Annotated in this window: 26 protein-coding genes; 10 read left to right on the top strand and 16 right to left on the bottom strand. The window is 61.0% G+C overall.

What is annotated here, in order from left to right:
- Nucleotides 1–132: 132 nt before the first annotated feature.
- The 12 genes from HYT87_08170 to HYT87_08115 form a co-directional block, all read right to left on the bottom strand.
- The gene (locus HYT87_08170) at nt 133–246 is read right to left on the bottom strand and encodes a hypothetical protein (protein MBI2059731.1); all 114 of its coding nucleotides are present in this window, start codon (nt 244–246) and stop codon (nt 133–135) included.
- 147 nt (nt 247–393) lie between these two features.
- Nucleotides 394–2430 (bottom strand): hypothetical protein, encoded by a 2037-nt coding sequence (locus tag HYT87_08165; GenBank protein ID MBI2059730.1) that lies wholly within the window; start codon nt 2428–2430, stop codon nt 394–396.
- Nucleotides 2427–3260, bottom strand: a complete 834-nt coding sequence (locus HYT87_08160) for a hypothetical protein (GenBank protein MBI2059729.1) — start codon at nt 3258–3260, stop codon at nt 2427–2429. The genes HYT87_08165 and HYT87_08160 overlap by 4 nt, the downstream gene beginning before the upstream one ends.
- A gap of 86 nt (nt 3261–3346) precedes the next feature.
- A complete protein-coding gene (gene rodA / locus HYT87_08155) occupies nt 3347–4447 on the bottom strand; it encodes a rod shape-determining protein RodA (protein MBI2059728.1) in 1101 nt (366 codons plus the stop codon).
- 70 nt (nt 4448–4517) lie between these two features.
- Nucleotides 4518–6365, bottom strand: coding sequence for a penicillin-binding protein 2 (gene mrdA, locus HYT87_08150; protein MBI2059727.1), 1848 nt, complete (start codon nt 6363–6365; stop codon nt 4518–4520).
- Between the two features lie 42 nt (nt 6366–6407).
- Nucleotides 6408–6944 carry a hypothetical protein gene (locus HYT87_08145; protein MBI2059726.1) on the bottom strand — a complete coding sequence of 179 codons (537 nt, stop codon included), beginning with the start codon at nt 6942–6944 and terminating at the stop codon, nt 6408–6410.
- Entirely contained in the window at nt 6941–7798 is an 858-nt protein-coding gene (gene mreC / locus HYT87_08140; protein ID MBI2059725.1) for a rod shape-determining protein MreC, read from the bottom strand. Before mreC ends, HYT87_08145 begins: the two co-directional genes overlap by 4 nt.
- 9 nt (nt 7799–7807) lie before the next feature.
- Nucleotides 7808–8827: a rod shape-determining protein gene (locus HYT87_08135; GenBank protein ID MBI2059724.1), complete on the bottom strand. Its 1020-nt coding sequence runs from the start codon at nt 8825–8827 to the stop codon at nt 7808–7810.
- Between the two features lie 80 nt (nt 8828–8907).
- Nucleotides 8908–10551: a zinc-ribbon domain-containing protein gene (locus tag HYT87_08130; GenBank protein MBI2059723.1), complete on the bottom strand. Its 1644-nt coding sequence runs from the start codon at nt 10549–10551 to the stop codon at nt 8908–8910.
- Between the two features lie 3 nt (nt 10552–10554).
- The gene (locus HYT87_08125) at nt 10555–12072 is read right to left on the bottom strand and encodes an MCE family protein (GenBank protein ID MBI2059722.1); all 1518 of its coding nucleotides are present in this window, start codon (nt 12070–12072) and stop codon (nt 10555–10557) included.
- A 6-nt stretch (nt 12073–12078) separates the two neighbouring features.
- Nucleotides 12079–12831 carry an ABC transporter ATP-binding protein gene (locus HYT87_08120; protein MBI2059721.1) on the bottom strand — a complete coding sequence of 251 codons (753 nt, stop codon included), beginning with the start codon at nt 12829–12831 and terminating at the stop codon, nt 12079–12081.
- A gap of 103 nt (nt 12832–12934) precedes the next feature.
- On the bottom strand, nt 12935–13735 hold the full coding sequence (locus HYT87_08115) for an ABC transporter permease (GenBank protein MBI2059720.1): 801 nt from the start codon (nt 13733–13735) through the stop codon (nt 12935–12937).
- Nucleotides 13736–13780: 45 nt separating this feature from the next.
- Here HYT87_08115 and HYT87_08110 point away from each other — a divergent pair, with 45 nt between their 5' ends.
- Complete coding sequence (locus tag HYT87_08110) at nt 13781–14992, top strand: NUDIX domain-containing protein (GenBank protein ID MBI2059719.1); 1212 nt, start codon at nt 13781–13783, stop codon at nt 14990–14992.
- On the opposite strand, the gene rfbD is transcribed toward HYT87_08110, so the two are convergent.
- Together rfbD and HYT87_08100 are read right to left on the bottom strand one after the other, a co-directional pair.
- On the bottom strand, nt 14983–15861 hold the full coding sequence (gene rfbD, locus HYT87_08105; GenBank protein ID MBI2059718.1) for a dTDP-4-dehydrorhamnose reductase: 879 nt from the start codon (nt 15859–15861) through the stop codon (nt 14983–14985). The two genes, HYT87_08110 and rfbD, sit on opposite strands and share 10 nt — an antisense overlap.
- Nucleotides 15862–17301 carry a wax ester/triacylglycerol synthase family O-acyltransferase gene (locus tag HYT87_08100; protein ID MBI2059717.1) on the bottom strand — a complete coding sequence of 480 codons (1440 nt, stop codon included), beginning with the start codon at nt 17299–17301 and terminating at the stop codon, nt 15862–15864.
- Nucleotides 17302–17404: 103 nt separating this feature from the next.
- Here HYT87_08100 and HYT87_08095 point away from each other — a divergent pair, with 103 nt between their 5' ends.
- The 6 genes from HYT87_08095 (at nt 17405) to HYT87_08070 (ending at nt 23283) form a co-directional block, all read left to right on the top strand.
- Nucleotides 17405–18733: a CCA tRNA nucleotidyltransferase gene (locus HYT87_08095; GenBank protein MBI2059716.1), complete on the top strand. Its 1329-nt coding sequence runs from the start codon at nt 17405–17407 to the stop codon at nt 18731–18733.
- Nucleotides 18734–18759: 26 nt separating this feature from the next.
- Complete coding sequence (gene ispG / locus HYT87_08090; GenBank protein MBI2059715.1) at nt 18760–19881, top strand: flavodoxin-dependent (E)-4-hydroxy-3-methylbut-2-enyl-diphosphate synthase; 1122 nt, start codon at nt 18760–18762, stop codon at nt 19879–19881.
- An 83-nt stretch (nt 19882–19964) separates the two neighbouring features.
- A complete protein-coding gene (gene proS / locus HYT87_08085) occupies nt 19965–21245 on the top strand; it encodes a proline--tRNA ligase (GenBank protein MBI2059714.1) in 1281 nt (426 codons plus the stop codon).
- Nucleotides 21235–21948, top strand: coding sequence for an orotidine-5'-phosphate decarboxylase (gene pyrF, locus HYT87_08080; GenBank protein ID MBI2059713.1), 714 nt, complete (start codon nt 21235–21237; stop codon nt 21946–21948). The genes proS and pyrF overlap by 11 nt, the downstream gene beginning before the upstream one ends.
- The gene (gene rlmB / locus HYT87_08075; protein MBI2059712.1) at nt 21945–22697 is read left to right on the top strand and encodes a 23S rRNA (guanosine(2251)-2'-O)-methyltransferase RlmB; all 753 of its coding nucleotides are present in this window, start codon (nt 21945–21947) and stop codon (nt 22695–22697) included. Before pyrF ends, rlmB begins: the two co-directional genes overlap by 4 nt.
- A 31-nt stretch (nt 22698–22728) precedes the next feature.
- Nucleotides 22729–23283 carry a dCTP deaminase gene (locus tag HYT87_08070; protein ID MBI2059711.1) on the top strand — a complete coding sequence of 185 codons (555 nt, stop codon included), beginning with the start codon at nt 22729–22731 and terminating at the stop codon, nt 23281–23283.
- A 30-nt stretch (nt 23284–23313) separates the two neighbouring features.
- On the opposite strand, the gene HYT87_08065 is transcribed toward HYT87_08070, so the two are convergent.
- Nucleotides 23314–23736, bottom strand: a complete 423-nt coding sequence (locus HYT87_08065; protein ID MBI2059710.1) for a transcriptional repressor — start codon at nt 23734–23736, stop codon at nt 23314–23316.
- A gap of 16 nt (nt 23737–23752) precedes the next feature.
- Between HYT87_08065 and HYT87_08060 the strand changes: the two genes are divergently transcribed.
- The 3 genes from HYT87_08060 to HYT87_08050 are packed head-to-tail and all read left to right on the top strand — an operon-like array spanning nt 23753 to nt 26245.
- Entirely contained in the window at nt 23753–24508 is a 756-nt protein-coding gene (locus HYT87_08060; GenBank protein MBI2059709.1) for a tetratricopeptide repeat protein, read from the top strand.
- Complete coding sequence (locus HYT87_08055) at nt 24505–25254, top strand: helix-turn-helix domain-containing protein (protein MBI2059708.1); 750 nt, start codon at nt 24505–24507, stop codon at nt 25252–25254. The genes HYT87_08060 and HYT87_08055 overlap by 4 nt, the downstream gene beginning before the upstream one ends.
- Before the next feature lie 49 nt (nt 25255–25303).
- A complete protein-coding gene (locus HYT87_08050; protein MBI2059707.1) occupies nt 25304–26245 on the top strand; it encodes a diacylglycerol kinase family lipid kinase in 942 nt (313 codons plus the stop codon).
- Here the strand turns inward: HYT87_08050 and HYT87_08045 are convergent.
- Nucleotides 26242–26436: a hypothetical protein gene (locus HYT87_08045; GenBank protein ID MBI2059706.1), complete on the bottom strand. Its 195-nt coding sequence runs from the start codon at nt 26434–26436 to the stop codon at nt 26242–26244. The genes HYT87_08050 and HYT87_08045 overlap by 4 nt on opposite strands.
- Between the last annotated feature and the right edge of the window lie 3 nt (nt 26437–26439).

Raw genomic sequence — 26439 nt, 5'->3', positions numbered from 1 at the left:
ACACCTTGCGCCTCTGGTTCCCTCGGGCAATCACGTGATACAGGAGTCCCGGCGCAAGCGGACGGAGTTGGCGAGCCACGGCAGCCACCCTGCATGTTCGTCCCCACATTGTCAAGATACAAATGTCTGACCCTATGGCCCCCTGCTCCGGTTGCGGTTCACCCGGCGAACTAAGTTGCCGTTCTTGTCGTACTCGAAGAATTCGATGTTGCCGAGAGGATCTTGGGAGCCTATGAGGCGGCTCATGGAAAACCTATCTTCCTACCAACGTCCCTCATCTCCTCCGTAGGGGAGCATCTTCAGATGCTCCCTCTTGTCGGGAGGGTCTGAAGACCCTCCCCTACGCATTCTGTTAGAGGCTCTTAACCTCGGGACCCGAGAGAAGCTCGGGAATCAGCCAGCCAAATCAGCCGCGGAGAGTGTCAGGCACTGGCCCGCAGTCACGCCGGGGGCCGACCCGCTCTTGAGGCAGATCCTGGCGCTCCCATCCGGTTGGATCGTCGCGTCATAGACGGCATCGTTGTGCTGGAGGGTGCCCGTCGACGTCCCGTCCACCGCGAGCGTCAAATCGAGTTTGGCTTTCTCCTTGCCATCCGCCGAAGTCCAGTCGATCTGGAGCGTGGATGAACCGCTCGGGAGGTCCGTTTTCGCTATTGTGAACGACCCACGCTTGTCTTTTCCCTCGCCTGTGGCCGTCACTGTGCAAACCGAGCCTGTACATGCCTTCGTTGATGCAAGGTGGATGCTTGAGCCGTCCGGATTGGTGATGGACAAGGAACCGGTCCCATCCGCGTTCTCCTGCACGGTGGCTTCCGTGCTCTCGAGGAGCTTGCCGCCCGTAACCGTGTACGCCGCACAATCGGCTTGGCCCGAAGCATAGATCGACTTGCCGTAGGCAAACTTCCCTTTCGTCGGAGCATCCACGTGCTCCTCGACGAGCGATCCATCCGCATGCGTTTCGACCTTGTCCAGCTTGCCGGTTTCCTTGGCTTCGTTCCCGTCGAATCGGATGCACGATTCGCTCGGGCCATCCTTCGTCTTTCCCGTCCCGGTGATGGCGCCCGTCGATTCGTCCTTGGTGAGGTTGATCGACTCGGCGGCAACCGTGCCGTCGGACCGGGTTGTCGTTTTTTCGAGTGAGATGGCGGATTTGTTCGTGACTGCATCCGTCAGGACGCTTGCCTTTTCTTCCAGCTTTGCCACGGTCGATCCCGCCGGATACTGGGTTGTCTTGGAGGAGGTGCCCTTGGTCGGTTCCTTGGCGCAGGTGTTGGTCTCCTTGTTGTACTGGCAAAAGAAGGGCTGATCTGGCACTCCGATTTCCGTGATCACGGTTCCATCGGCCTGGGTCGTGATCTTCGTATACTTCGTCACCAAGTCTTCCTTGGTCGACGGGTTGAGTTCGAAACTCTCCGATTTCACAAACGTGATGAGGTCTTTCAGATGTGTGCAGAGAGCGGCGGGCGTCAAGGCGCCGCAGGTTTGTGTGGCGTAGTCGACCAGTTTGGCTTTTTCCGGGGTCTTGAGCCAATCTTGGAAAAGCGAGATCTCGGCATCGGGTTCGCCGCGGCCACTGTAGGTATATTCGATCTTCTCGACGACGGAGGTGATGCCCGGGACCGATCCTTTCACGGTCTTCTCCATGGTCCATGTTTTGGCGGAGCGATTGATCGCCACTTTGCCTTCCTCCGATGCGCCCCCCGACTTGGTGGACTTGAACGTGGCGCCGGTCACTCCCAAGAGGTCGTCGTATTCATTGTTTGAGAGATCTTCCATTGCATCGCACCCCGCCGGCCCCAACTGGCAGGACACCCCCGCGGCGGTCTGGCCGAGCGGGATGCACGAGGACGTCGGCTTGTTCTGCGCAAGCGCCATGAGTTCGGCGAAGTTCAGCTTGCAGGAAGCCTTCGTAATGTAGTCCGTTCCCAGATAGTCCGAGTTGAGTTCGCAATCGCCCCCCTTGCCTTGCTGGGCATACGTGTCCGTGAAGTCGGTGGTTTCGGCGGGGTTCGATTGCGCGTCGTGCGCCGTGAACGTCCAGCTTCCGTCCGCGTTGTGGTCGCACTTCCAGTAGCCCTTGGCCGTGGTAATCGGAGTCGTATCGAATTGAAAATGAGATCTTCGCAGGGCGGAAAGGCTCGCTGGAGCCAGACGTAGGGTTCCTCCTGTTCCTCCCCGAATTCCCGTCTGCCCGATCGTGCCCGCGGCGGGCGGGTGAGTGAGTTCGGAGAAAAGCCTCAACCCCTCGGTTGCGGAGGTCACGGCCGCGGCGCTGGAGAGAACCTCGCCGGAACCCGATTCCGAGGCTTCCTTGATGCCGGTCCCCCCGATGCCGCCATCCGTGGCGCCGTCCTTCGTATCCGCGCACGAGGCCAATCCCCCGGCCATGGAAACCGCTGCGATGAGAAACAGAAACCTGCTGTACGTCATGACTCCTTACCTCCTTCGCTTACATCTTCCTCAAAATAGTAAATTCCGATTCCGGCCCGCATCCGCCCGCTGCCCCGCACCGACGGGTTGAGGTCGCGATCCTTCCCGGCCAGCCATCGATCCGATTGCTCCAGCCAAGATTGTGCTTTCGATGCGGTGCGCTGCCGCAGATCCTGGATCACCTCCGCGGGCAAGTTGTCATAGGAAACTTTTCGCTGGAAGAAGGGGGCCTGCCCCTTTGTCCTCACATTATGATCGATGGTCGAAATCAAATCCCCCACATCCGTTCCCAGGATGTCGAGCATGCCGGCCTCGTCCGTCGAAGGCACATACGCAGGGCGCTTCAGGCGGATCGCATCGCGCCCCACCCTCTCCACGGCTCCCACGCGCAGGAGTTCATCCAACACGGCCCGGGAGGGAACGTCTCCGCTGTAGCGCCGGACCAATGCGCCGAACGTTCGCCCTCGTCCCTCCAATCGGAGCGCGGCTGGGCGGCCGCCGTTTCCGCTGAATCGGCGGTCGCGGACCCACCCGCTGATGACTCTCGCCGCCCGATTGTACCGATCGGCCGCACCGCTCTCGTGAGGATCGGGCTCGGCCAGGAGCCGGCTTACCTGCTTGCGTGAGAGTCCCGTCAGGATCGAAATGCGGGAGATGGACTGCTTCCGCCCGTGGACACCGGACTCCTCCGCCATGACTCCGACGTAGGCCCGCCGGGCCAGATCGGCGAAGGTGCCATAGGGGACTCCATTGCGGACCAGGATCCGCGCAAGGGGTCGGAGCATCTTGGCCACCGCGGCCAGGAGTGAGGACCGATCCGGGCTTGTCATATTTGGGACAATTATCCCAAATTAGTGTTCTTGTCAAGGGCCACCCGGGTGCGGTGACATTCGGGAACAAGCCGGAGGCGTGAGGGCTAGGCCTGCGCGCCGGTTTCGGAGCGGATATTCGAGAGGATCCCGAAGATGGCCCCCATCACCACGAGGTTCGTTCCTCCATAGCTCAAGAGCGGCATCGGCATGCCGACCACCGGCAGCAGACCGAGGACCATCAAGGCATTCAAGGCCGCCTGCCACGCAAATTGGGCGATGATTCCCACAACGAGATACGTTTGGAAGATGTTGTTCGTGAGATAGGCGACCCGAATCCCTTTGAAGAACAAAATGAACAGGAGGAGAAGGACGAGCCCGCTGCCCAGGAATCCCCACTCCTCGGCAATGACGGAGTAGATGAAGTCGCTGTGCCGCTGCGGTAGAAAACGAAGACGGGCCTGGGTCCCCTGCGCGAAGCCCTTCCCAAAGAGCTGTCCGGACCCGACCGCGATTTTGGATTGGATCACCTGGTACCCGGAGCTCATCTCGTATTTCTCGGGGTTCAGGAAGGTGATGATTCTTTGCTTCTGGTAGTCCTTTAGAATAAACCACCCCAAAGGACCGGATATGGCGGCGATGAGGAGCGCCCGCATGAGGAGACCGCGCTTGATGTCGGTCATCAGGAGAAGGGTGAGCGACGCGATAGCGATCTGGCTGGCCGTGCCCAAATCGGGCTGCTTGAAGATGAGCAGAACAGGCAAGAGGATCAGGAGCAGCGGCACCACCAAATCCCGGAGGCCGAAACCTCGAGGGGCCTTCACGCCATGCAGGTAGCGCGCAATGGCCAGCGGGATGAGAAGTTTCATCACCTCCGAGGGCTGGAACGTGAACCCTCCGACGGCGATCCATCGCTGGGCGCCCAGGGCCTTGAAGCCGAAGAAATGGGTGACCACCAGCAGGAGAATGAAGAGCGCGTAGAGCGCATAGGCAAGACTGTGGAGGATTTGGACTTGGACACGCGCGGCGATGAGAAAGGCCCCCGCGCTCAGAGTGCACCACGCCAACTGCTTGACGTAGAGCGGTGTGCCTGAAACGGCATAGGAACGGGATGCGCTGTACACATTCAGCGCGCCGAAGAGCAGGAGAAACAGGAATACCCCGAACAAGACGGGGTCCACTCGCGGCACGCGGCGGGCCTCAATCACCCCCCACCTCCTCCGAATCTCAAATTTGAAATTTGAGATTTCAAATCGCACCGGCGGGGGAAGGGTGGGGTCACAAGCTCGGGAGATTCCGAATGGCGAGATATCTCTCGATCATCGCGCGTGCGACGGGGGCGGCGGCGGAGGCGCCGTGACCGCCGTGCTCAACGAGCACCGCGATGGCCAACTGGGGTTGCTCCGCAGGCAAGAAGCACACAAACCAGGCGTGGTCACGGTACTCGTAGGGGATCTTTTCAAAGTCCTTATCCTCGGTCCGCTCCTTCATCTTGACCACCTGGGCCGTACCGGTCTTCCCGGCAATCGTGATGTCCTTCATCTTGACCCGCCAGCCGGTCCCGGTGGGCTCGCTGACCACACCCTCCAACCCCTCGAGAACTTCTTTGTAGGCCGCCGGCGTGAAGGAAATGGCCCCCTCTTTTTGGACCGGATAGTCTTGGTAGAACTGCCCCTCCGGGCCGATCACGCGGGACACCACCCTCGGCCGGAACACGCTGCCTCCATTCGCGAAGGTGGAGTAGGCCGTGGCCAGTTGAAGCGGCGTGACGGTCACAAAACTCTGCCCGATGGAAACGGACAGCGTCTCCCCATCCATCCATTTCTGCTTGTAGACTTTCTGCTTCCATGCGCGGGTGGGAATGAGCCCGGGCTGCTCGCCCAACAGGTTGATCCCGGTCTTCCGACCGAGACCCAGCTTCATCGCGGTGTCGGAAATCGCGTCGATACCGGCGGTGAGTCCGGCCAGATAGAAGAAAATATCGCAGGACTCCACGATCGCCCGGTGGAGCGCGACGCTCCCGTGGCCGTGCTCGCGCCAGCACCGATAGGCCCGGTCGCCAAAATGGTACTCCCCACGGCATCTCACCGTATGGTCGGGGTCGAGTCTCCCCTGCTCCAGCGCCGCGAGGGCCGTAACCAGTTTGAAGGTCGACCCCGGTGAGTAACCTCCCGCGATGGCCCGGTTCTGGAGGGGTTTCGCCGGCGCGTTGACCAGCAAACTCCACGCCTCGCTGCCCACGCCTCGGCTGAACGCGTTGGGATCGAACGCGGGGTGACTCACCAAGGCCAGGATCTCACCATTCCGAGGGTCCATGGCGACCACCGCACCGTCCTTTCCTTCCATCACGGCCTCGGCCACTTTCTGGAGATCCAGATCCAGAGTGAGATACACCTTGGCGCCGGGATTTGAAGGGATCCGATCGAGAACCGTCTGCCGGCTACCGTACGCGTCCACCTCGACCAGCTCCCCTCCGTCCACGCCCTTGAGATACTCCTCCTGGCTGCGTTCCACGCCCAGCTTGCCGACCAAATCGCCCGGCCGGTATTTCACTTTGTAACGCTCCTGCCGCACCTCCTGCTCCGTAATCTCCCCCAAGTGGCCGAGGACGTGTGCCCCCAATGAACTGTACGGATACTGCCGCACGAAGACGTGTCGGATGAGAAATCCGGGCAACTCGGCGCCCTTCGCCTCGATGGTCACCACTTGCTCCCACGAGAGGTCCCGGGCCACCGGGATTTCGCCGAATGGCGCCGCGGGGGCCGATCCAATCCGCGATTCCAAATCTTCACGGGGAACGCCGAGGATGCGCGAAATCGAACCCAGCGATCGAGCGAGCGTTTTGGAAGCATCTTCCTTGACCACAAGAAGATCGAACGCCGCGCGATTCTCGGCCAAGGTCCGTCCCGCGCGGTCCACAATCTCCCCGCGCAACGCCTTCACCTCCACCAAGCGGATCCGGTTCCGCTCCGATTGAATCCGATACTTCGCGCCGCTGAACACTTGGAGCGTCCACAGTCGGACCAGCATGAACGCGAAGAGCGCCGAACAGGCGATTACAAAGATCTTCAGGCGGCGCCGGATGTCCCGCTCTTCTTTACCGGAGGTGATAAACCGGGTGCTCACCGGGGAATTATCTCACTGTCAGTCAACCCGTTCAAATTTCGGCTACCGGGCGCGGAAGACCAGTGATTTCTCCTTGCCCACCCGCTCCAGCCTTTCGTACAGGACGAAACAGAGGAGGGTCCACCCGGCTCCCAGCAGGGGCTGCAGCAAAAGCCAACCCCACCGGAAATACGCCCCTTCCGAATCGAAGGTTTCGCTGAGGAGCCATCGCACGGCCCAGACGGCGGTGAAGGTCCCCGCTCCCACGGCGGTTCGGGTCGCCACGGAATTGACGCGGACGATCCGAAGAAGTCCCTGGATGAGAAGGTATACGACCACCCAGCTCAGAGCGTAGCCCTTGAACCACGAATAAAGAGAGTCCATCCAGATCCCATACAAGAAGACCGCGACCAGGTCCGACCACGAAGGCCGGCTGAGGGCTAGAAAGACCACCGTGGCCAGACACAGGTGGACCGGCTGGATGGGAGAAGGCAGGTAGGGGCCCAGACCCAAGAGAAGCATGGCGGCTAGAACGCAGAACAGGTGGATTCGGACCCTGCGGACCTCGGGCGCCGCCCCGGGCGATTGAAGGATCCTCATGGCGATCCTGCCGGGAAATCGGTGGAGGGGTTTGTTTCATCCGCCCGGCCGGGCGAAATCACCAGAACTTCCTCCAACTGGCTGATCCGGACCGCCGGGGCCAATTCAATTTCCGCGAAGAAAGCGCCCGTGGGCCGCTCCACCCGGCTGACCAGTCCGATCATGAGGCCGGGGGGGAAAAGGCCGTCCAGACCCGAGGTCACAACCGCATCGCCCACGCCGACATCGCTGTTGACGGGGACGTGCTCCAGGCGGCATCGGTTCCGACCCGCCCCTCGCACAACCGCCTGGACCCTCGATCGTTGGACCACGGCTCCGGCGGCGCTCGATGCGTCCGTCATAGGCAAGACTTTCGCGTAGTCGCGCGACGCTGTGACCACCCTGCCCACCAACCCTCCCAGGCCGACCACCGCCGCGTCCGCTGAAACACCCTTCTTGGCCCCCGTCGAGATGAACAGGGCCGCGGATGTCCCGTCCTCCGTTCGCGCGACCACCTGGGCACCCACCATGGCCTGGGGCAGCGTTTCGCGAAACTCCATGAGCGATTTCATCCGGCCGTGGGAAAGCTCCACCTCTTTCAGCCGCGTCGTTTCCATTTCCAGCTCCGCCAGGCGCCGCCTGAGCGACTCGTTCTCCTTCGAAACGCCCACCAAGGCCACGTACCGATCCCACACTTTCGCGGCCTGACGAAACGGCCATGCAAACCAACGGGTGGGCCAGAGCGAAAGCTCCACCATCCATTTCTCTCCTGCCATGGTGGAGGGATGGCCGGTTCGATTGGCTTGATAGACGGCGTTTCCCGCGGCGAGGAAAACGATCAGGACGAGGACGATCTGGATTCGGAAGCGGAACAAACGAACGCGCTACTCGACGGTGATCCGCTTGAGAAGCTCGATCTCGTCGAGGACCTTGCCCGAGCCGAGCACGACGCACGTATCGGGCTCGTCGGCCAGCACCACCGGAACACCCGTTTCTTCCCGAAGGAGACGGTCCAAATTGTGGAGCTTCGACCCCCCCCCGGTGAGCACGACGCCGCGGTCGACAATATCGGCAGCCAGTTCGGGCGGTGTCCGTTCGAGGGTCTCCTTCAGCGTATCCACAATGTTGTTGATCGGTTCGGAAAGGGCTTCGCGCGTTTCATCCGAATTGATGGTGATGGACTTGGGCAACCCGGACACTTGGTCGAGCCCCTTGACTTCCATGGTGAGCACTTCGTTCATCGGAAAGGCGTTCCCAATCTGGATCTTGATATTCTCGGCGGCCCGCTCACCGATGAGCAGATTATACTTTTTCTTGATGAATTGGAGGATCGCTTCGTCCATCTTGTCCCCCGCCACGCGCAGGGACTTGCTGGTGACGATCCCGGCCAGGGAAATCACGGCCACCTGGGTCGTGCCGCCGCCAATGCTTACGACCATGTTGCCCGAGGGTTCCGTGATGGGAAGCCCGGCCCCGATCGCCGCCGCCATGGGCTCTTCGATCAGGTACACCTCGCGCGCCCCCGCCGTTTCAGCGGAGTCGCGCACGGCCCGCTTCTCCACTTCCGTGATGCCGTAGGGCACGCAGATGACAATGCGCGGCCTCAGGAGCGATCGGCGGTTGTGCGCCTTCGCGATAAAGTAGCGCAGCATTTCACCGGTGACTTCGAAATCGGCGATGACCCCATCCTTGAGCGGACGAATCGCCTGGATGTTTCCCGGCGTCTTACCCAGCATCTCCTTGGCTTCCAGGCCGACGGCAAGGACTCGCTTGACGCCGTGAGGATCGGTGTGGACCGCGACGACGGACGGCTCGTGGGCGATGATCCCCTGCCCCTTCAAGTAGACAAGGGTCGTGGCCGTTCCCAAATCGATCGCGAGATCGTTGGAGAAAAGCCCCAGAATGCTGTTGACGAGACCGATTCTCACCGGTGGTACTTATAGGAGCCTGCCCCCCCCTTGTCAATCCAATTCGGGGAGCGAGCTCACGAACCGCCGGTGGGGGATCGAGGTCCGGCGTCGGTCCATTCGAGGATAGTGCGGTCCGGAATTTTCAGCGGCGTCGGATAAACAATCGCAAAAGAAATATCAGCGCCCGCTTCCTGGAATCCCACCGCCAGATTCGTCAACGCCTGACGAAGCTCCACGAGGCTCAGCAACGCGAATTCACGAGGCGGGATCTCCTTCACCCAGTAGGCAGGCTCCTCACCCATCTTCCAGCCCTGCGCATCGAGGAACGTGGCGCGCAGGGTCTGGGTTTCGGCCTGAATTTTCTGCACAACTCCCGTGACGATATAAAAGCTCTCACCGTACGCATTCTGATACGATCGGCCTCGAACCCGGCGGATCGACGGACTGACATCCTCCGTCACAGGACGCAATCCGATCCGGGAAGCAATCAGCGATTCCACGGTCACCCGCGAAGGCGGCTCGCCCATGCCGGGCATGGGGACCGGCGAAAACCACCACACTGCCGCGCCAAATCCGGCCAGGAGGATTAGCCAAAGAGGGGCCGTCAGCCAACCCGAACTCCGGAGCTCCAACCGGCGGAGATGGGCGACTTTCTTTTCCTTCTCCGCCGCCCGCGCCGCGACCTTGGCGGCCACTGACGTCGGTGTCGCGGCCGCCCGAACCGGCTCCTGTTCCCTCGGTGAGGGTGGCGACGGGTAGGCCGGTGCCTCAGGGGCCTGAATCTCGTCCAGGTTCCCCTTGATCAGGCTGTCGCGTCCCAAAGACTCGAACTCGGCTTTCAAGCTCTCTTGCGTAACCGCAGCAGGTGGAGGGGTCGGCGCAGATTCCACCGAGGTCGGTTCAAAAATCGAGGGTTCGGGGGTAGGCGGGGCAGGAGGAGGTGGTGGGGACGGTGAGGAGAGATGCGACTCCGAAAGTCCGCCTCCCATCGCTTTCTCATCCAGCGTGAAATCCAGATCGAGACCGGCCAACGGGTCTGCTCCGGCCGAGGAAGATTCCGCGCCACCGCTTCCGCCACCGCGCATGGGTTCGGCCATCAGCGAGGGCGCGTGCTCTTCCGGGGGCGGCTCCTCGAGGCTGAGATTGTCGAGTTGCAGGGAGGATACGTCCTGCGCGGACGCGGAAGCCTCCGGTTCCGCCATGGAAAGCGCATCCATCTCCGGGGACGGAGGTTCAGCACCGGCGGAAAGAGAAACAGGGGGCGGCGCCTCCGGAACCTGATCCAGCACTCCGAAGTCGATCGAAACATCTCCACCCGCCGGCGGAGCGGCTTCTTCGGGCGCCGCCAGAAGCGGGTCGGATTGCAGAGCGGACACGAGGTCCGCGTCGCTCATTCCTCCCGAAGAAGGAGGTTCTTCGCCCGACGGGGCTGGACCACCCGATTCCAACCCTTGGAATGTGATTTCGTAGGACGAGGCGACATCGCCCCCTTGGGAGGCCGGCGGTGCAGAACGCTGGAGCCCGGATGCAGGCGTGACGGTGAGGGGATCGGGATCCGAAAGAAGAATAGGCTCCTCTGCTGCCGGTGGGGGAGCCGTGGGAGGCATCACGACAAATTCATGCCCGCACTGTTTGCACCGAACGCGCGTGCCTGTGGGCTTGATCTTGTCATCCGGCAAGAGGAACGACTTGGCGCACTTCCCGCAGGAGATAACCATATCCTACAAGCCTGGAATGAAGGGCAGGAGAGTTTTCAGATCCTCATCTGTAAATCGCATGCCCCCACCAAAGAACACACTCGGCCTCCGGCGCGCGCCGAACTCCTCAAACAATATGTTTCTCTCCTGCGTGTCCGGCCGGTAGAGGGGGTCGTCGTACCCCACGTTGGCCGTGATGTACCGGAGAAAGGTGTATTCCGCTCGTACTTTGAGATGTGGACGGGCATCGCGGGCAAAGTCGAATCCTTCGGCTGAAAACATGAGGGCGTCCCGGAAGAACTGCATGTCCATGCCCACTCCGGCCGTGCTCTCAAGAAGCCCTCCACGAAGAGTGAGGAAACTGTATCGCTTGGCGATTTCCACCGAGAATCTGATGTCTTTGGAGGACGCCGTTACGGCCTCCACGCGGTTCCCCTTGTCATCCAATCGGACGGCGCCGGTCGCATCGTACTCCCGGCTCCGATCGATCTCGGCGGCGAGCGGGTCCACCACCACGCCGAATCGAAAGTATTTGTCCGGCCTCGGCTGGGCGCGAACGGAAAGGTAGTTCTTCATGCCCGTGTCCGATCCCCCCCCCTGCCTGTCCGCCATCATCACCTCGCCGCGATATTCCACGCCGATCTTGAGTTGGCCGATCTTTTCCACGGCGCCCTGCACATCCCCGATGGTCTTCGTCAGCGAATCCGCCAGTGCCGGGTCATTCACCAGCTTTCCGAGCGTCCCCTCTCCCTTGTCAATCTTTTCCGTGATGTTTCTCAGGCTCTTGGCCGACTCGGACAATTCCGCCACCATCTTGTCGAACTGTTCCAGGTCCTTTTCCAGGCGGCCACGGTTGTTCTTCACAAACTCCTGAATATCCTCTGCCGCATGCTCAAGCTTGTCGGCAATCACCGGGGCCGACTCCCCGAGGCTTTCCGAAATCTTCCTGAAATTGGCCATGCTCCGGCTGAAATCGCCGCGGTTCTCCTCCACAATCTGTCGCACGCTGTGGATCGTGCCACGGAGGTCCTCCACCATGGCGCCGAACTGCTCCTCCCCCTTCTTGCCACCGAGAACGCTGCTCAGGGCGTCGGTGACCGACTTGATGTTCTCCGCAATCCCGGACAGCTTGGACGTGATCTCATCGAGGCTCGTAGACACCCCGATGCGTTTGATCTCCCCTCCGTCCTGAATTTCGGGAGCTGCATCGGTACACCCCCTGATGTCGAGAAATCGATCGCCCAGGATTCCCGTCGTCTTCGCCGTCACCTGGCAATCTTCCCTGAGTCGCACGTCGCCCTTGATTCGGACGTGGATTCGCGCGCTCGTCCCCTCCAGTTCGATGGACTCCACCTGCCCGATCGGAACACCCGCCATCCGGACGAAACCACCCGCTCTCAGTCCCTCGGCGGACTCGAGAACCAAGCTTACCCGATAGCCCCCGCCCATGATCCCGCGCTCGCCGGTCAGTTTGAGTGTCCCCCACAGAAGCACCCCAAGGAGGAGAGCGACGAAGATTCCGACTCGAACGGGTGTGCTCATGATGGATCAGTGGATCTGGATGGGACCCTCGACGCGCCGATGAATGAACTGCTGCACGATGGGGTTCGGCGAATGCTGAATATCTTTGGGTGTGCCTTGTTCAACGACCCGGCCTTCATGCAGGAGCGCTATGTGGTCGCCGATGCCGTAGCTCGAAGCCACGTCGTGGGTGATCACAATCGCCGTCAGCCCAAGCTCCTTCTGCACGGAGCGGATCAGCTCATCGATGTTGGCCGACGTGATGGGATCGAGACCCGATGTCGGCTCGTCGAAAATCACGATGTCCGGGTCCATGGAGAGCGCCCGGGCCAACCCCACCCGCTTGCGCATGCCGCCCGAAAGTTCCGCCGGAAACAGATCTTCAACGCCCTTGAGCCCCACTTGGGCCAGCTTCTTTGCCACGATCTTTTCGATCTCTTCGACTCCCATGGTCGTGTGCTCCTTGAGTGCAAAGCCGACGTTTTCCGCCACCGTAAGGGAGTCGAAGAGGGCTGCGAATTGGAACAGCATTCCAAACCGCTTGAGCACCTCGGTCATTTCTTTTTCCGAACAGGTGGTCACATCGTGGCCATCCACGCGAACCTTTCCACGCTCCGGTTTGAGCAGTCCGATGATGTGCTTGACCAATACGCTCTTGCCGCATCCGCTCTGGCCGAGGATCACCGTCGTCTTCCCTTTCTCAATGTCCAGGTTGACGCCCTTCAGCACGGTGTGAGCGTGAAAACTCTTGGTCAGGTCGCGGATTTCGACGAAGGCCATTCGTGTGATTTTACTAACGAGCTCCTTGTTGTTCTATTCTTCATCCTCGTAGTACTTGCGGTCGCCTCAATAGCATGCACTCCCAATTGCCGACCGCATAGTATCACGCCCTGAACATGAGCGCAGTCAGAAAGTAGTCGCCGACAAGGATCGTAATGCAGGCGAGCACGACCCCTTGCACGGTCGCATTGCCCACGCCCTTCGCTCCCCCCTCCGAATGAAACCCCTTGTAGCATCCGATCGAGCTCAGGAGGAATCCAAAGATGAGCCCTTTGAAAAGACCTTGAAACACGTCGCCGACTTTCACCACTTCGAGAATGCGTCCCGTGAAGTCGCCCGGATCGATCCCCAACAGCATGACGGCGACAAAATAACATCCGATCGCTCCGACAAAATCGAACAGGACGGTCAGAAAGGGGGCCATGAGGGTGGTGGCCAGAATGCGCGGGACGAGCAGGTAGTGGACGGGATTGACCGCCATCGTGTGGAGGGCGTCGATCTGCTCGGTCACACGCATCGTCCCCAGTTCCGCCGCCATCGCCGAGCCGGCCCGCGCGGTGATCATGACCGCCGTGAACACCGGCGACAGCTCGCGCGTCATGGCCAGCATGGAAATCGCGCCGACCAGCGCCTCGCTCCCGAACTTTGCGAATCCCTTGTAGGTTTGGAGGGCGAACACCATTCCGGTAAACGTTCCCGTGAGGAGAATGATGAACCAGGATTGCACGCCGATGAATTCCATGTGCTGGAGGAGGAGGCGAAACCGGAACGGTCGCTTGACGGTCAGGCGGAGAACGCTGGAGAGAAGCATCACGTACCCACCCAGACCGGCGAGATTCTCATTGAGAGGCCTGATCAGCCTCGTGCGGACCATGGAAGGGAGAACGCCGTTTCCCGAAGCCATCGGGGCATTGTACAGTAGGGGCCGTCATTTGGACACGAATCACCGATGAAATTCCGGAACCAGCGCGTGGTAACCGCCTTCCTGGAGAACCGGGGGAGGATCCTTGTTCTCCAACGAAGCCGCCGGATCGGAACGTACCCGGGCTATTGGGCGGGCGTCAGCGGAACGGTCGAATTCCCGGAGGACGTCCAAGTCTACGTGGAGATCTACGAGGAAACCGGGCTGACAGCGGACGATTTGACTCTCGTGCAAAAGGGACGGCCCATGACGGCGCGAGACAATTCCTTTGGAGTGAATTGGGTCATCACGCCCTACTTGTTCCGGACGAGCACCCGTCGCGTTCGACTGAATTCAGAGAACATCGGGTACCGATGGGTGCGGCCTCGTGAATTGGAGTCACTCAGGACTCCACCTCGATTCGTGGATGGATTCAGGCGAGTCTTTCCGCCCTACTCCGGCGTTCCCCGTGGTCTGGACCGGAAGATCTTCCGTGGGGTTCGACGGCTGGCCCATGATCGGAGCCACGGCGCGGCGGAATTGGCGCACGAGGCAAGCACGCTCATCGGCGGGATTCCAGGAAAGCACCTGGCATGTCGGCAAATGGCTGCGGTCACCCTCGCTGCGGCCCGGCCGCTCATGCCCGGAATCGGAGCGGCTGCCCACCGAGCGGCGCGGGCTAAAGCCCGCGGCTACCTAGAAACTGAATCCGCGGTAGGCGCAGGCTTTAGGCCTGCGAATGACAGGCGTCGGGTACCGATTTCGCTCGAAGCTCCAAGTCGCGCCGCAATTGGGTTCCCCCCTGGTCTCGCCCGAGCCGGCGCCATCCTGACTCACAGTTACTCGTCGACCGTTCTCTCCGCCCTCCGCTATCTCCGGCCATCGCACGTCTTCGCCACGGATTCGTATCCCCTGGGCGAGGGGCGTCGAACACAAGCGATGCTCCACGCAGAAGCAATCGAGGTCCACCGTGTTGCGGATACGGACGTCGATGCCGCTCTCCGCAAAGTGGATGTGGTCCTTGTTGGGGCAGATGCCGTCGTGCCCGGACAAGGAATCGTGAACAAGGTCGGAACCCTCGCCATCGCACGACGGGCACGCGCCCGTGGGATTCCGGTATTTGTGGTCTGCGGCCGGGAGAAGCGCACGCGCGGGATGCGCCGAAAATTGGATTTCTCGCTTGCCCTGAAGGCGCTCGATCCCGAAGGCTGCTTTGAATTCTGCCCGATGCGGTTCGTGACCCGAATTGGCTACGTCTGAGTGGACCCGCTCGGACGATTTTTCAGATAGTCCGCCAGCGCCGCCTGCCAATCCCTCAAGGGCGTGAACCCCGCTCGTCTGAAATTTCTATTGGCGAGAACCGTATTGCGGGGCCGTTCAGCCGCGGTCGGGAAAGCAGCGGTCAGAACTCCCTTCACGCGAATCTTTTTTCCCGATTGCCGGAAGATTTCCCGGGCAAATTCGGCCCACGAGCAAGCACCACCGTTCGTAATGTGATAGAGCCCGTATCGGCGGGATGCAGCCAGGCGGAGCAACGCCCCCGCCAGATCACGGCAGTAGGTGGGGGTGCACCGTTGGTCCCGCACAACCCGTACTTCGGCCTGCTCCCCGGTCCGGGCCAACATTTGTTCGACAAAGTTCTTCTTGATGCGGTCGGAGCGGGCCGTGCCGTACAACCCGCTTGATCGAACGATGAAATGCTTTTCCCACGTCCGCGCCACCATGACTTCGCCCGCCAGTTTGGAGAGCCCGTAGACGCATAAAGGGTTCGGAGCGTCCGACTCTCCGTAGGGCGTTTTTTTGCGTCCGTCGAAGACGTAATTGGTACTGCAATGGATCAATACGGCGCCCGCGTCGCGGCATACAACCGCCAGTTCGCGCACGCCCACGGCATTCGTCATGAAAGCCTCCCTGACCTCCTGCTCCGCGCGATCCACAAAATTGTACGCCGCCGTGTTGATCACGACGTCCGGTCTGAACCGGCCAACCGTGTCCCTTAGGGTTTCAGGTTTTCGGAGATCGGCTTCGGCGGAAGTCGCGGAGTGGCAGTTTCCATTTTCCCGCTCTTTCAGAAGATCGGTCAGCGCGGTGCCGAGCTGGCCGCGCCCGCCCAGAATGAGGACCCTCATTCAGCGGTGCTTATGCCGCTCGGTGGACCCGGCTTTCCCCGTTGCGACCGCGAGCAGTTCCTGCGTTGAGTCTTGAATGCAATCGGCAAGGACCGCGAGATCGGGCATGACGTCCCAATCGGCGGTGAGTCCGAAGAATAGCGATCCGTTATAGCTGACCAGCGCCACACCGAGACCCAACCCCTGGGCGAGCGGCATGAGCGGGTAAACCCCTTTCAGCTCCGCCCCCTGAAAGTAGAGGGGAAACTGCGGCCCCGGCACGTTGGTGACGACGAGGTTGAACGGAAGCCTCTCGATCTGCAGTCGGGCAGCCTGTGCGGCCAGGTTGGGAAATGCCCATTCGGCCAGGCGGCTGATCGTTTTCGCCCCCAGCGCATTCTTGGACTCCTTTTGCTTCCCCATGGCCTGCTGAACGGTCTCCAATCGCTTGCGCGGATCCGGATCGCCCACGGGGAGTTCCGCGAGCATGGAGGCCACGTGGTTCCCCATGGTGCCTCGCTCGCTTTCATCACGAACGCTCACCGGGACCATCGCCCGCAACTGAATTCCGGAGATTTTTTCGCCGCGATGGGCCAGGAATCCCCGGAGCGCCCCGCTGACCACCCCGAGCACCGCATCGTTGACCGTTCCACCCAGAGCGTTCTTGATGGCCTTGAAATCGTTGAGATCGGTTTGGACCCATTCGATTCTCCGATGCGGACCGATCGCCGCATTGAAAGGGGTCCGGGGCGGGAGGTGGAGTCCGGGCGCAAGAGCCGCTCCCAACGCGCGAAGATTCTTCCGGGTGCGTTCGATGGTTTGGACCGGTTGCCGCACAAAGGATCTGAGGCCTCGAGCCGTCTCCACAGGCGTCAGCGCGCGCCTTTTCACGTAATCGGCGAGAAGCTTCATCGGTCGAGGCTCTGTGCGGGGCGTCCACGGCTCGGGGTCGGGCACGGGCGCCGGTTCCGGCGAAGTTTCCATCAGCACAGAGGCGAGGTCGATCCCCGAGATACCATCCACCATGCAGTGATGGGCCTTGTTGATAACCGCAAGGCGGTTTCCTTTCAGCCCGTCCACGAACCACATTTCCCAGAGCGGTTTGGAACGGTCGAGGGCCTGGGACATGACCCGTCCGGCCAGCGTCTTCAACTGCTCATCGGTGCCGGGCGCGGGCAGGGCCGTGAAACGGATGTGGTAGTGAATGTTGAAGTTGCGGTCGTCCACCCAAACCGGGCGCCCTTCCACCGGAATCCAGGCCAGCTTCTGCCGAAATCGAGGGACCATGTGAAGTCGCGATTCCACCGCCCGGGTCAGGCGCCCCTCATCCAAGCCTCCCCGTTTCTTGCGAAGCGGACCGGCCGCGAAGACGGAACACGCCCCGACGTGCATGTGGGTGTTGGCCGTTTCCAGCTTGAGAAACGAAAAGTCCATTCCCGAGAGCCGGTCGTAGTCCGCCATGAAGGGGGAGATTACGTCCCCGATTCCATCCCGTCAAACCGTTTCCGTGCGTGACACGAAGTCCAGTTTGAGTGCCCCGCGGCCATTTGATACCATGCCGACCATGCTTGATCGCATACCCGAGGGCGCCTCCCGCATCCTCCGCCGATTGCGCGAAAAGGGGCATCAAGCCCTGCTCGTGGGAGGATGCGTCCGCGACCAACTCCTCGGTCTTCCGATCACCGAACCCAAGCAGTACGACATCGCCACGTCGGCCACGCCGGATGAGATCATGAAGCTGTTTGAACGCACCGTGCCGGTCGGCGCACAGTTCGGCGTCATCCTCGTTCTCCAGGAGGACGGCGAATACGAGGTCGCCACGTTCCGAAAAGACGAAGCCTATGCGGACGGACGGCATCCGGACGCCGTGAACTACTCCCAGGACCCCCGCGAGGATGCCTCCCGCCGGGACTTCACCATCAACGGGCTTTTTTACGATCCGATTGGGAAGAAGATTCACGATTTTGTCGGCGGCGAGAAGGACCTCCATACAAAATGTATCCGCGCCATCGGTGATGCGCGCGGGCGTCTCCGTGAGGACCGCCTCCGGATCATGCGGGCTCTCCGGTTCGCCGCCCGGCTGGGATTCGACATTCATCCTGAAACGGCCGCCGCCGTGCGCGAGCTTGCGGCTCTCAGTGTGGACGTCAGCGCCGAGCGCCTCCGCGACGAACTCGTCAAGATGATGACGCACGGTCCGGCGGCGACCGCCGTCGAATTGATGCGGGACTTCGGCGTGCTACACTATGTTCTGCCCGAAGTGGAAACCATGATCGGCGTCGAACAGCCTCCGGAATTTCATCCTGAAGGGGATGTCTACACCCACACGCTCCTCCTCCTTCGACAACTGAAGGAGCCGTCGGCAACGCTCGCCTTCGGGGCCCTGCTGCACGACGTGGGCAAACCCCCCACCTTCAAGGTGAAGGAACGAATTCGGTTCGACGGGCATACGGAGGTGGGCGCTCGAATGGCCGACCAGATCCTGAGGCGACTCAAGTTTCCCAACGACGAGCGGGAGAAGATCTGCGATCTCGTCGCCCAGCACCTCCGGTTCAAGGATGCAAAGAACATGCGCGAGAGTACTCTGAAACGCTTCCTGCGAATGGACAATTTCACCGAACACCTCGAATTGCATCGGATCGACTGCCTCGCTTGTCATGGCGACCTGTCCATGCACGAGTTCTGCAAAGCGAAGTTGGCGGAATTCGGTGAAGAAGAAATCCGCCCGCCGCGGCTGCTCACCGGCGACGATCTCATCTCCATCGGCCTTGAGCCGGGGCCGAATTTCAAGGACATTCTGGAAGAGGTGGAGACCGCCCAGCTCGAGGGTCGCCTCCGCTCCCGGGATGAAGCCCTCACCTATCTGAAAACCCAGGTGCTCCCCCGACTGTGATGGGACGGCCACAGCCGACTCCAGCCATGGTTCCCGCCGCTTCTCCGCCGGCCGCAAGTGCGGGGTCACGCCGGGCAACGCGGCAGATCCGGGTTGGAAACGTCCTCATCGGCGGCGGCGCGCCGGTCATCGTGCAGTCCATGACCTCCACAAATACGTCCGATGTCAAGGCCACCGTCGAACAAATTCACCGGCTGGAAAAGGCCGGCTGCGAAATTGTTCGGGTGGCGGTGCCGGACGAGGATTCCGCCAACGTTCTCGGCTCCATCCGGAAGGAAATCGGCATTCCAATGGTGGCGGACATCCATTTCCACTACAAGCTCGCCTTGAAAGCCATCGAGCAGGGGATGGAGTGCATTCGGATTAATCCGGGCAACATCGGCGGGATCGACCGGCTCAAGCAAGTGGTGCGGGCGGCCCAAGAGGCGCACGTGCCGATTCGGGTCGGCGTGAACTCGGGTTCGCTCGAGGAGGACATCCTACAAAAGTATCAATTCAAAGTGACGGCCCCCGCCCTCGTCGAAAGCGCGATCCGAAACGTTCGGATCCTTGAGGACGTCGGTTTTCAGGACATCAAGATTTCGGTGAAATCCACCGACGTGCTCACGATGATCGACGCCTACAGGCAGCTTTCCAGCGCACTCGACTACCCGTTGCACCTCGGGCTGACGGAGGCCGGCCGTGGACAAGCGGGACACATCAAATCCGCCATCGCGATGGGCGTCCTCCTTCTCGAAGGCATCGGAGACACCATCCGCGTTTCGCTAACGGAAGACCCGGTTCATGAAGTGAAGGCGGCCTACGAAATCCTGAAGGCGCTCAAGATTCGCGAGCGGGGCATCAACCTCATTACCTGCCCCACGTGCGGCCGCATCGAGATCGACCTGTTCAAGCTCTCGGAAGAACTCGAAGAACGCCTCGCCCACATCCAGGAGCCGGTCAACGTGGCGGTGCTCGGGTGCGTGGTGAACGGCCCGGGTGAAGCGCGCGAGGCGGATGTCGGCATCGCCGGAGGCAAGGGCGTCGGCATGCTGGTCAAAGACGGCAAGTTCGTCCGCAAGATCAAGGAAGAGGAGATGGTGGACGTCCTTGTGGATGAGGTCGAAAAGATCGCCGCCGCTCGGAGAAGTGAACGAGTGATCAAGTGATCGAGTACTCCATGACGTCTGCGCCCGGATGTAGAATCCACTTGACCACTCGACCCCTTGTGCACTAGACCCATTTCCTAATCATGCGCTGGAGCCAAGCCTACATACCGACACTTCGGGAGGACCCCTCGGATGCCGAGGTGGTCAGTCATCGAATCATGCTCAAGGCGGGCATGATCCGGAAGGTGGCGGCCGGGGTCTACAATCTGCTGCCCCTCGGACTGCGAAGCATCCGCAAGATCGAAAACATCGTGCGTGAAGAGATGAACCGCACAGGCGCGCAGGAGGTGGTCATGCCGATGGTCATCCCCGCCGAACTCTGGCAGGAAACGGGACGCTGGGACGTCTACGGAAAGGAACTTTTGCGCTTCCAGGACCGTCACGAACGCTGGTTCTGCCTCGGCCCCACGCATGAAGAGGTCATCACCGATCTGGTCCGCCGCGACGTACGCTCGCACCGCCAGTTGCCGGTGACTCTCTATCAGATTCAGACCAAGTTCAGAGACGAAGTGCGGCCCCGATTCGGCCTGATGCGCGGGCGCGAATTCGTCATGAAGGATGCCTACAGCTTCGACCGCACTGAAAAAGATGCCGAGGGCACTTATCAGCGAATGTCAGAGGCCTACCACCGGATTTTCCAGCGCTGCGGCCTGCGTTTTCAGATGGTCGAGGCGGCGACGGGAAACATCGGTGGAAGTTTCTCGCACGAATTCATGGTCCTCGCCGACACGGGAGAGGATCAAATGATCGTCTGCGATGCGTGCCCTTTTGCCGCGAATGTGGAATTAACGGCGGGGACAAAGGCGGAATCAGCCCCGGTCGCTTCGGCGGGTCCATGCCCCAAATGCGGGAAGCAAGCGCGGCTGACGCGGGGCATCGAAGTCGGCCACGTCTTCAAGCTCGGGGAGAAGTATTCCAAATCCATGAAGGCGGTCTACTTGGATGAAACCGGCTCGGAGCGCGTCATCGTCATGGGATGCTATGGCATCGGGATCGGTCGCACATTGGCCGCCGCGATCGAACAAAACCACGACGCGGACGGACCGTACTTCCCGCGAGCGATCGCTCCCTATGACGTGCTGATCACGACGGCCGTTCCGGAGGGTGCGCCCGTCGAAAAGGCGGCGGAAATCGAACGGGCACTGACGGACACCGGGCTGGAGATCCTATTCGACGATCGCAACGAGCGGGCCGGCGTGAAGTTCAAAGACGGCGATCTCACCGGCATTCCCGTGAAACTGGTGGTCGGAAAACGGCTCATCGAGAAAGGCCGGCTGGAACTCAAACTCCGTCGCGGCGGGCCGAGTCAGGAGATCACGCCCGAGGAGACCGTGCAGAAGGTTCGGGAGGCTCTTGCCCACTAACAGGATTATTCTCGCGCTCGACACCGCTTCTCTCCACGAAGCCATGGAGTGGGTGAAGGCCGTGAAAGGGCTGGTCGATTTTTTCAAGATCGGGAGTGAACTCTTCACCACCGAAGGCTCACGCGCCGTGGCGGAGCTCAAGCGGCAGGGACTTCGGGTTTTTCTTGATCTGAAATTCCACGATGTGCCGGTCACCGTCTCCCGTGCCTTGCGCGAGGTTGTCCGGATGCAGGTGGACATCGTGAACGTTCACGCCCAGGGGGGTGAACCGATGATGCGGGCGGCCGCGGAAGCGGTCACGGATGAAGCCGGGAAGATCGGCGTGGCGAGACCGCGCCTGATTGCCGTAACCCTCCTCACCTCCCTCAGTCAGCTCGACCTGGAACATCTTGGCGTCGCGCATCCCCTCACCCAAATCGTCGAGCGCCTCGCCAAGCTGGCCCATCGGTGCGGCTTGGACGGAGCGGTGTGCTCTCCGCACGAAATCCCGGTGGTTCGACGAGGTTGCGGCAAGGAGTTCCTCCTCGTCACTCCCGGCATTCGATTGCCGGATTCCCCAGCCGACGATCAGAAGCGGAAAGCCACGCCCCAGCAGGCCGTCGAATGGGGCGCAGACTACCTCGTGATCGGCCGGCCGGTCTGGAGTTCTCCGGACCCGGTCCGAACGCTCGAATCGATCCTCGGCTCCCTCCCCGCAAATTGAGACCTCCCCACTCGGACTTGATTCTGTTCGGTCCCCACACGGTGGCGGAGGCCCTCTCCTCCAAGCGGACTCGCCTGAGAGAGATTCAGATCCGGCAGGGAGTTCAGGAGCGGCGCCTCGAAACTCTGCTGGAAGACGCGGGACGGGCGGGAGTCCGCATCCTGGTGCTCGACCCCCGCGAGTTCCACCGCCGCTACCCCGACCGACATGCCCAGGGAATCGTGGCTCTTGCGGAATCGTTCCCGTACCAAACTCTTGATCAATGCCTTGAGAAAGCGGGACTTCAGGATCTTTGGGTGTTGCTCGACCACCTGCTCGATCCCCGTAACGTAGGCGCCATCATTCGAACGGCTTTTGCCCTGGGCTGTGCCGCCGTGGTCCTTCCCAAAGATCGCGCGGCGCAGATTACGGAGACGGTCATCCGCACGTCCGCCGGGACCGCCTGGCACATCCCCATCGTTCTCGTGGCCAACATGGCCCAGACCATCACCGCGCTCCAATCGGCCGGGTTCAGGGTGCTCGGGGCGGATCCCGGTGGCGCCCCCGTGGATGCCTCACCCATCGATGCGGGAGAACCGCTGGCTCTGGTGGTGGGGGAGGAAGGCGAGGGGCTTCGCGAACTCACCAAGAAGCGCTGCGACGCCCTGGTGTCCATTGCTCAAGACCCGCGACTCGATTCGATGAACGTTTCCGTTGCCGCAGCGATCATGCTATACGAATTCGCGAAACAGAAACGGCCACATAGATGAATTGTCATACCCTCCCCGGTTCAAGGAAGAGATCATGATCTGCAACGATCGATGGATCCGGAAAATGGCGCGCGAGAAGGACATGATCCATCCCTTCGTCGAAAAACAGGTCCGAACCGACGTCATTTCCTACGGCCTGTCCTCCTACGGCTACGATCTCCGCGTCGCCGATGAATTCAAGATCTTCACCAATATCAACACCACCATTGTCGATCCCAAGCACTTCGACCCGGCCTCGTTCATCGACTTCAAGGGCGCCTGCTGCATCGTTCCTCCGAATTCCTTCGCCCTCGCCCGGAGCGTCGAGTTCTTCAAGATCCCTCAGAACACGATGACCATTTGCGTCGGCAAGTCCACCTATGCCCGGTGCGGAATCATCACCAACGTCACACCCCTGGAACCCGGATGGGAAGGATATGTGACTCTTGAAATTTCGAACACCACCCCCCTCCCCGCGCGAATTTATGCCAACGAGGGCCTGGCCCAAGTGATCTTCTTTGAAGGCTCCGAGGCGCCCGAGACCACCTATAAAGATCGAAAAGGCAAGTACCAGTCGCAGGTCGGCATCACGCTGCCGCGGATCTAGTGCGGGTGGAGGATTGGAGGGGGGCCGGAGCTACTGGCAGGAGGGGCAGTGGCCGTAGAGTTCGAGCTTGTGGCTGAGCACTTTGAAGCCGCGGTGCCGCGCCGCCGCCTCTTGCAACTGCTCGATCTGGTCGTTTTCAAACTCGACGATCTTTCCACACTTCACGCAGATGAGGTGGTCATGATGCTTCTTCTCCATCGCGCTCTCGAAGCGGGAGCGGCCATCCCCAAATTGCCGCTCCTCGGCCAGATTGGCCCGGGTAAGGACCTTGACCGTGCGATACACGGTGGCATACCCGATGGAGGGCGACAGTTTTTTCACCCGCTGGTAGAGTTCCTCCACACTGAGGTGCTTGCGTGAACGAAGGAAGATGTTGATGATGGCCTGGCGCTGCTTGGTCAGCCGAAGTCCGTTCTGTCGAAAAAGGCTTCCGACCTGATTGTTGGGGATCATGGAGATATCGAAAACCATGATAGACGCGTTCCGAACCTTGTCAAGCCGTGGCTTGGCCGCCGTTGTGTGGGTCGGTGTCGCCGCGTCCGGCTGCGGTTCGAACCAGAAGGCACTCGTCCACCAGCGTGTGGCCGAATCCTACCTTTCCGAGCGCAACTATACCCCCGCCCTTGAGGAATTGATGAAGGCGGAGAAACTGAATCCCAAGGATGCGGTCATCCAGTTCGATATGGGCATCGCCTACCAGGGCATCGGGCGGACGGGTGAGGCCATCGAGCATCTCAAGCGGGCCGTCGAACTGAAGAAAGACTACGCCGAGGCCCACAACAGACTGGGTGTGATCTATGCCGGCCTCGGCCGGCACGACAGCGCCATTCAAGAATTCCAGGCGGCGCTCTCGAACGTCCTCTATCCCGCTCCCGAAAATGTCTACCAGAACCTGAGCTACACGTACTACTTGAAACACGATTGCGACCAGGCGCTGGCCGCGGCTCGAAACGGCCTGAGATTCCGTCCGGAACATTCGTTCCTGCTCAACAGCATGGGACTTGCCCTGCGATGCGTGAAGAAAAACGCGGATGCCGAGGACGCCTTCCGGCAATCGCTCAAGTTGAACCCCGACTATGTGGAGGCCCACTTCAACATGGGGGATCTCCTCGCCGAGACCGGCCGGAAGGAATCGGCCAAGGTCGAATACCAGGAAGTGATCCGTCTCGCGCCCTACAGCGATTTCGCCCGCCAAGCGCGTAGCAAACTCGAACTGTTGAAGTGACCGTCACCACGGAATCCCGGAGCCCGCTCCACCTCCTCGGCCGGGTCGAAAAGGCGACCTCCCGTGGACCCTCCCGGAACCTCCCGGGCCGACCCCCCCATGCCTCGCCCCCCCCCCCGCTGGGCGCGCGACTGAGGGAGAAGCGCGAGGCCGCGGGGATCACCCTGAACGATCTTTCCGTCCGGACCAAGATCTCATCCGCCACCCTTCAGGCGATCGAGAATGACGACGCACCGGTCACCCTTCCCGAAATCTACTTCCGCGCGCATCTCAGAGAGATCCTCACGGTTCTTGGCGAAGACCCGCAGTCCTGGGCCGAAGTCATCGCCCTTTTCATGACGTTCCGGAGAAACACGTCCGACGCCGGCCCCTCCCCCTGGGCCATGGATCGGCGCAGACTGCTTCTCGTGGGGGGTATCCTGTTCATCATTCTCGGATTGGCCGTCTGGGGACTTGCCCCTCGCAAATCCGCCGTTACCGTGACCGCCCTGGGCGGCAACGGCGAGGCGCAGGGAAAGGTTTCCGTCGAACTGGTATGCCGCGAATTCACCTCGGTGGAATACCAAGTGGATGGCGAGGAGCCGCAGAAACTGTTTCTCCGGGAAGGCGAAAGGAAACGGCTCTCCGGCCGGAGAAAGATTCGATTGATCCTTTTCAAACCCAGGGCCTTGGATGTCTACTACGAAGGCAAGAAGGTGGATCAGATGGAATGGCTGGGATCGGCGGCCAGGATGACTTTTCCGTGATCCCACCACCTCTGAAATCTCAAATGTCAAATCTCAGACGGATGGTGGGATGACCCCCGAAGCTCCGGCCAGGTCGTTCTGCTTCATTGCCAATCCCTCGGCCGGGGCCGGTCGCCTCGGAAAACAGTTGCCGCACCTCCAGAAAGAACTCGATCAGCGCTTCTCATCCTTCGAGCTGAGGACCTCCCGTACGCGCGGCGACATTCCGGACCTCACCGCTGAGGCGGTCAAGCAAGGTTTCACCGTCGTAGTGGCCGTTGGAGGGGATGGAACGATCAACGAGGTCGCCCATGGGTTTTACCTCGCGGGCAAGTCCGACACCGCCATGGGAGTCGTTCCGCTCGGCACCGGCTCGGACTTTATCCGATCCATCGGAGTCCCACGGGAACCTCAGGCGGCCCTCGCCTTCTTGGCCTCCGCTCCTCCCCTCCCCACCGACCTCGGCGTGGCGCGCCTGAGGAATCATGAAGGTCGGCCCACCTCGCGCGCTTTTATCAACATCGCCGATTTCGGCCTCGGCGGCGAAGTGGTGGACCGCGCGAATCGGTCGCCGAAATGGCTCGGAAGTTTCTTTACCTTCTACATCAACACCCTCGTCTCGCTTTTTTCCTACCGTCCAAAATCCATCCGGATGAAATTCGACGGCCATTCCTTCGATCAGAAGATCACCGCCGTGATCATAGGCAACGGACAGTACTTTGGCGGAGGGATGCGTGGGGCGCCGAAGGCCATCCTGGACGACGGCCTCTTCGACGTCATCGTCCTCGATGCCATGTCTCCGCTGACGATCGTTCGCAATCTGTCGAAACTCTACGAAACCACCGAGGTGCTCCCGAACCCTGCGATTCACTTCTACCGAACGACGCGGATGGACGTCGAATCGGACGAACGAGTGCTGATCGATTTGGATGGCGAACAGCCCGGAACACTCCCGGCCACGTTTGAGATTGTGCCGGGGGCCCTGAAGGTGATTCGAAAGAGTCGAAGTTAGGCGAGGGTGTCGAGCTGCCGGCCGCGGCCACGAGACTGCTCCGCTTGCCTTAGCGCTTCGGCCTGGTCTTCTCTCCGGCGACGATCCTCAGCCTCCGCCGCCCTGCGCTGACGATCCTCGTCCCCCTGCTGCACTCGAGCACTGGACCTCAGGCCCCCGCCCGTATCGAAACCTTCAATTCGATCTGCCATAGT

It is taken from the genome of Nitrospirota bacterium (assembly GCA_016180645.1).
Lineage (GTDB): Bacteria > JACPQY01 > JACPQY01 > JACPQY01 > JACPQY01 > JACPAV01.
The sequence above is the reverse complement of the archived record's forward strand: the minus strand, read 5'-3'. Positions and strand labels throughout refer to the sequence as shown.

Excerpts from the sequence above, each read along its gene's own strand:
- HYT87_08060 (MBI2059709.1), top strand. The coding sequence starts at position 23,753 with ATGATAGACGCGTTCCGAACCTTGTCAAGCCGTGGCTTGGCCGCCGTT.
- HYT87_08170 (MBI2059731.1), bottom strand. The coding sequence starts at position 246 with ATGAGCCGCCTCATAGGCTCCCAAGATCCTCTCGGCAACATCGAATTC.
- HYT87_08100 (MBI2059717.1), bottom strand. The coding sequence starts at position 17,301 with ATGGCGGACTACGACCGGCTCTCGGGAATGGACTTTTCGTTTCTCAAG.
- proS (MBI2059714.1), top strand. The coding sequence starts at position 19,965 with ATGCGCTGGAGCCAAGCCTACATACCGACACTTCGGGAGGACCCCTCG.
- HYT87_08160 (MBI2059729.1), bottom strand. The coding sequence starts at position 3,260 with ATGACAAGCCCGGATCGGTCCTCACTCCTGGCCGCGGTGGCCAAGATG.
- HYT87_08130 (MBI2059723.1), bottom strand. The coding sequence starts at position 10,551 with ATGGTTATCTCCTGCGGGAAGTGCGCCAAGTCGTTCCTCTTGCCGGAT.
- HYT87_08045 (MBI2059706.1), bottom strand. The coding sequence starts at position 26,436 with ATGGCAGATCGAATTGAAGGTTTCGATACGGGCGGGGGCCTGAGGTCC.
- HYT87_08145 (MBI2059726.1), bottom strand. The coding sequence starts at position 6,944 with ATGAGGATCCTTCAATCGCCCGGGGCGGCGCCCGAGGTCCGCAGGGTC.
- HYT87_08165 (MBI2059730.1), bottom strand. The coding sequence starts at position 2,430 with ATGACGTACAGCAGGTTTCTGTTTCTCATCGCAGCGGTTTCCATGGCC.
- HYT87_08125 (MBI2059722.1), bottom strand. The coding sequence starts at position 12,072 with ATGAGCACACCCGTTCGAGTCGGAATCTTCGTCGCTCTCCTCCTTGGG.
- HYT87_08050 (MBI2059707.1), top strand. The coding sequence starts at position 25,304 with ATGACCCCCGAAGCTCCGGCCAGGTCGTTCTGCTTCATTGCCAATCCC.
- rfbD (MBI2059718.1), bottom strand. The coding sequence starts at position 15,861 with ATGAGGGTCCTCATTCTGGGCGGGCGCGGCCAGCTCGGCACCGCGCTG.
- HYT87_08095 (MBI2059716.1), top strand. The coding sequence starts at position 17,405 with ATGCTTGATCGCATACCCGAGGGCGCCTCCCGCATCCTCCGCCGATTG.
- ispG (MBI2059715.1), top strand. The coding sequence starts at position 18,760 with ATGGTTCCCGCCGCTTCTCCGCCGGCCGCAAGTGCGGGGTCACGCCGG.
- HYT87_08120 (MBI2059721.1), bottom strand. The coding sequence starts at position 12,831 with ATGGCCTTCGTCGAAATCCGCGACCTGACCAAGAGTTTTCACGCTCAC.
- HYT87_08110 (MBI2059719.1), top strand. The coding sequence starts at position 13,781 with ATGAAATTCCGGAACCAGCGCGTGGTAACCGCCTTCCTGGAGAACCGG.
- HYT87_08065 (MBI2059710.1), bottom strand. The coding sequence starts at position 23,736 with ATGATCCCCAACAATCAGGTCGGAAGCCTTTTTCGACAGAACGGACTT.
- HYT87_08115 (MBI2059720.1), bottom strand. The coding sequence starts at position 13,735 with ATGGCTTCGGGAAACGGCGTTCTCCCTTCCATGGTCCGCACGAGGCTG.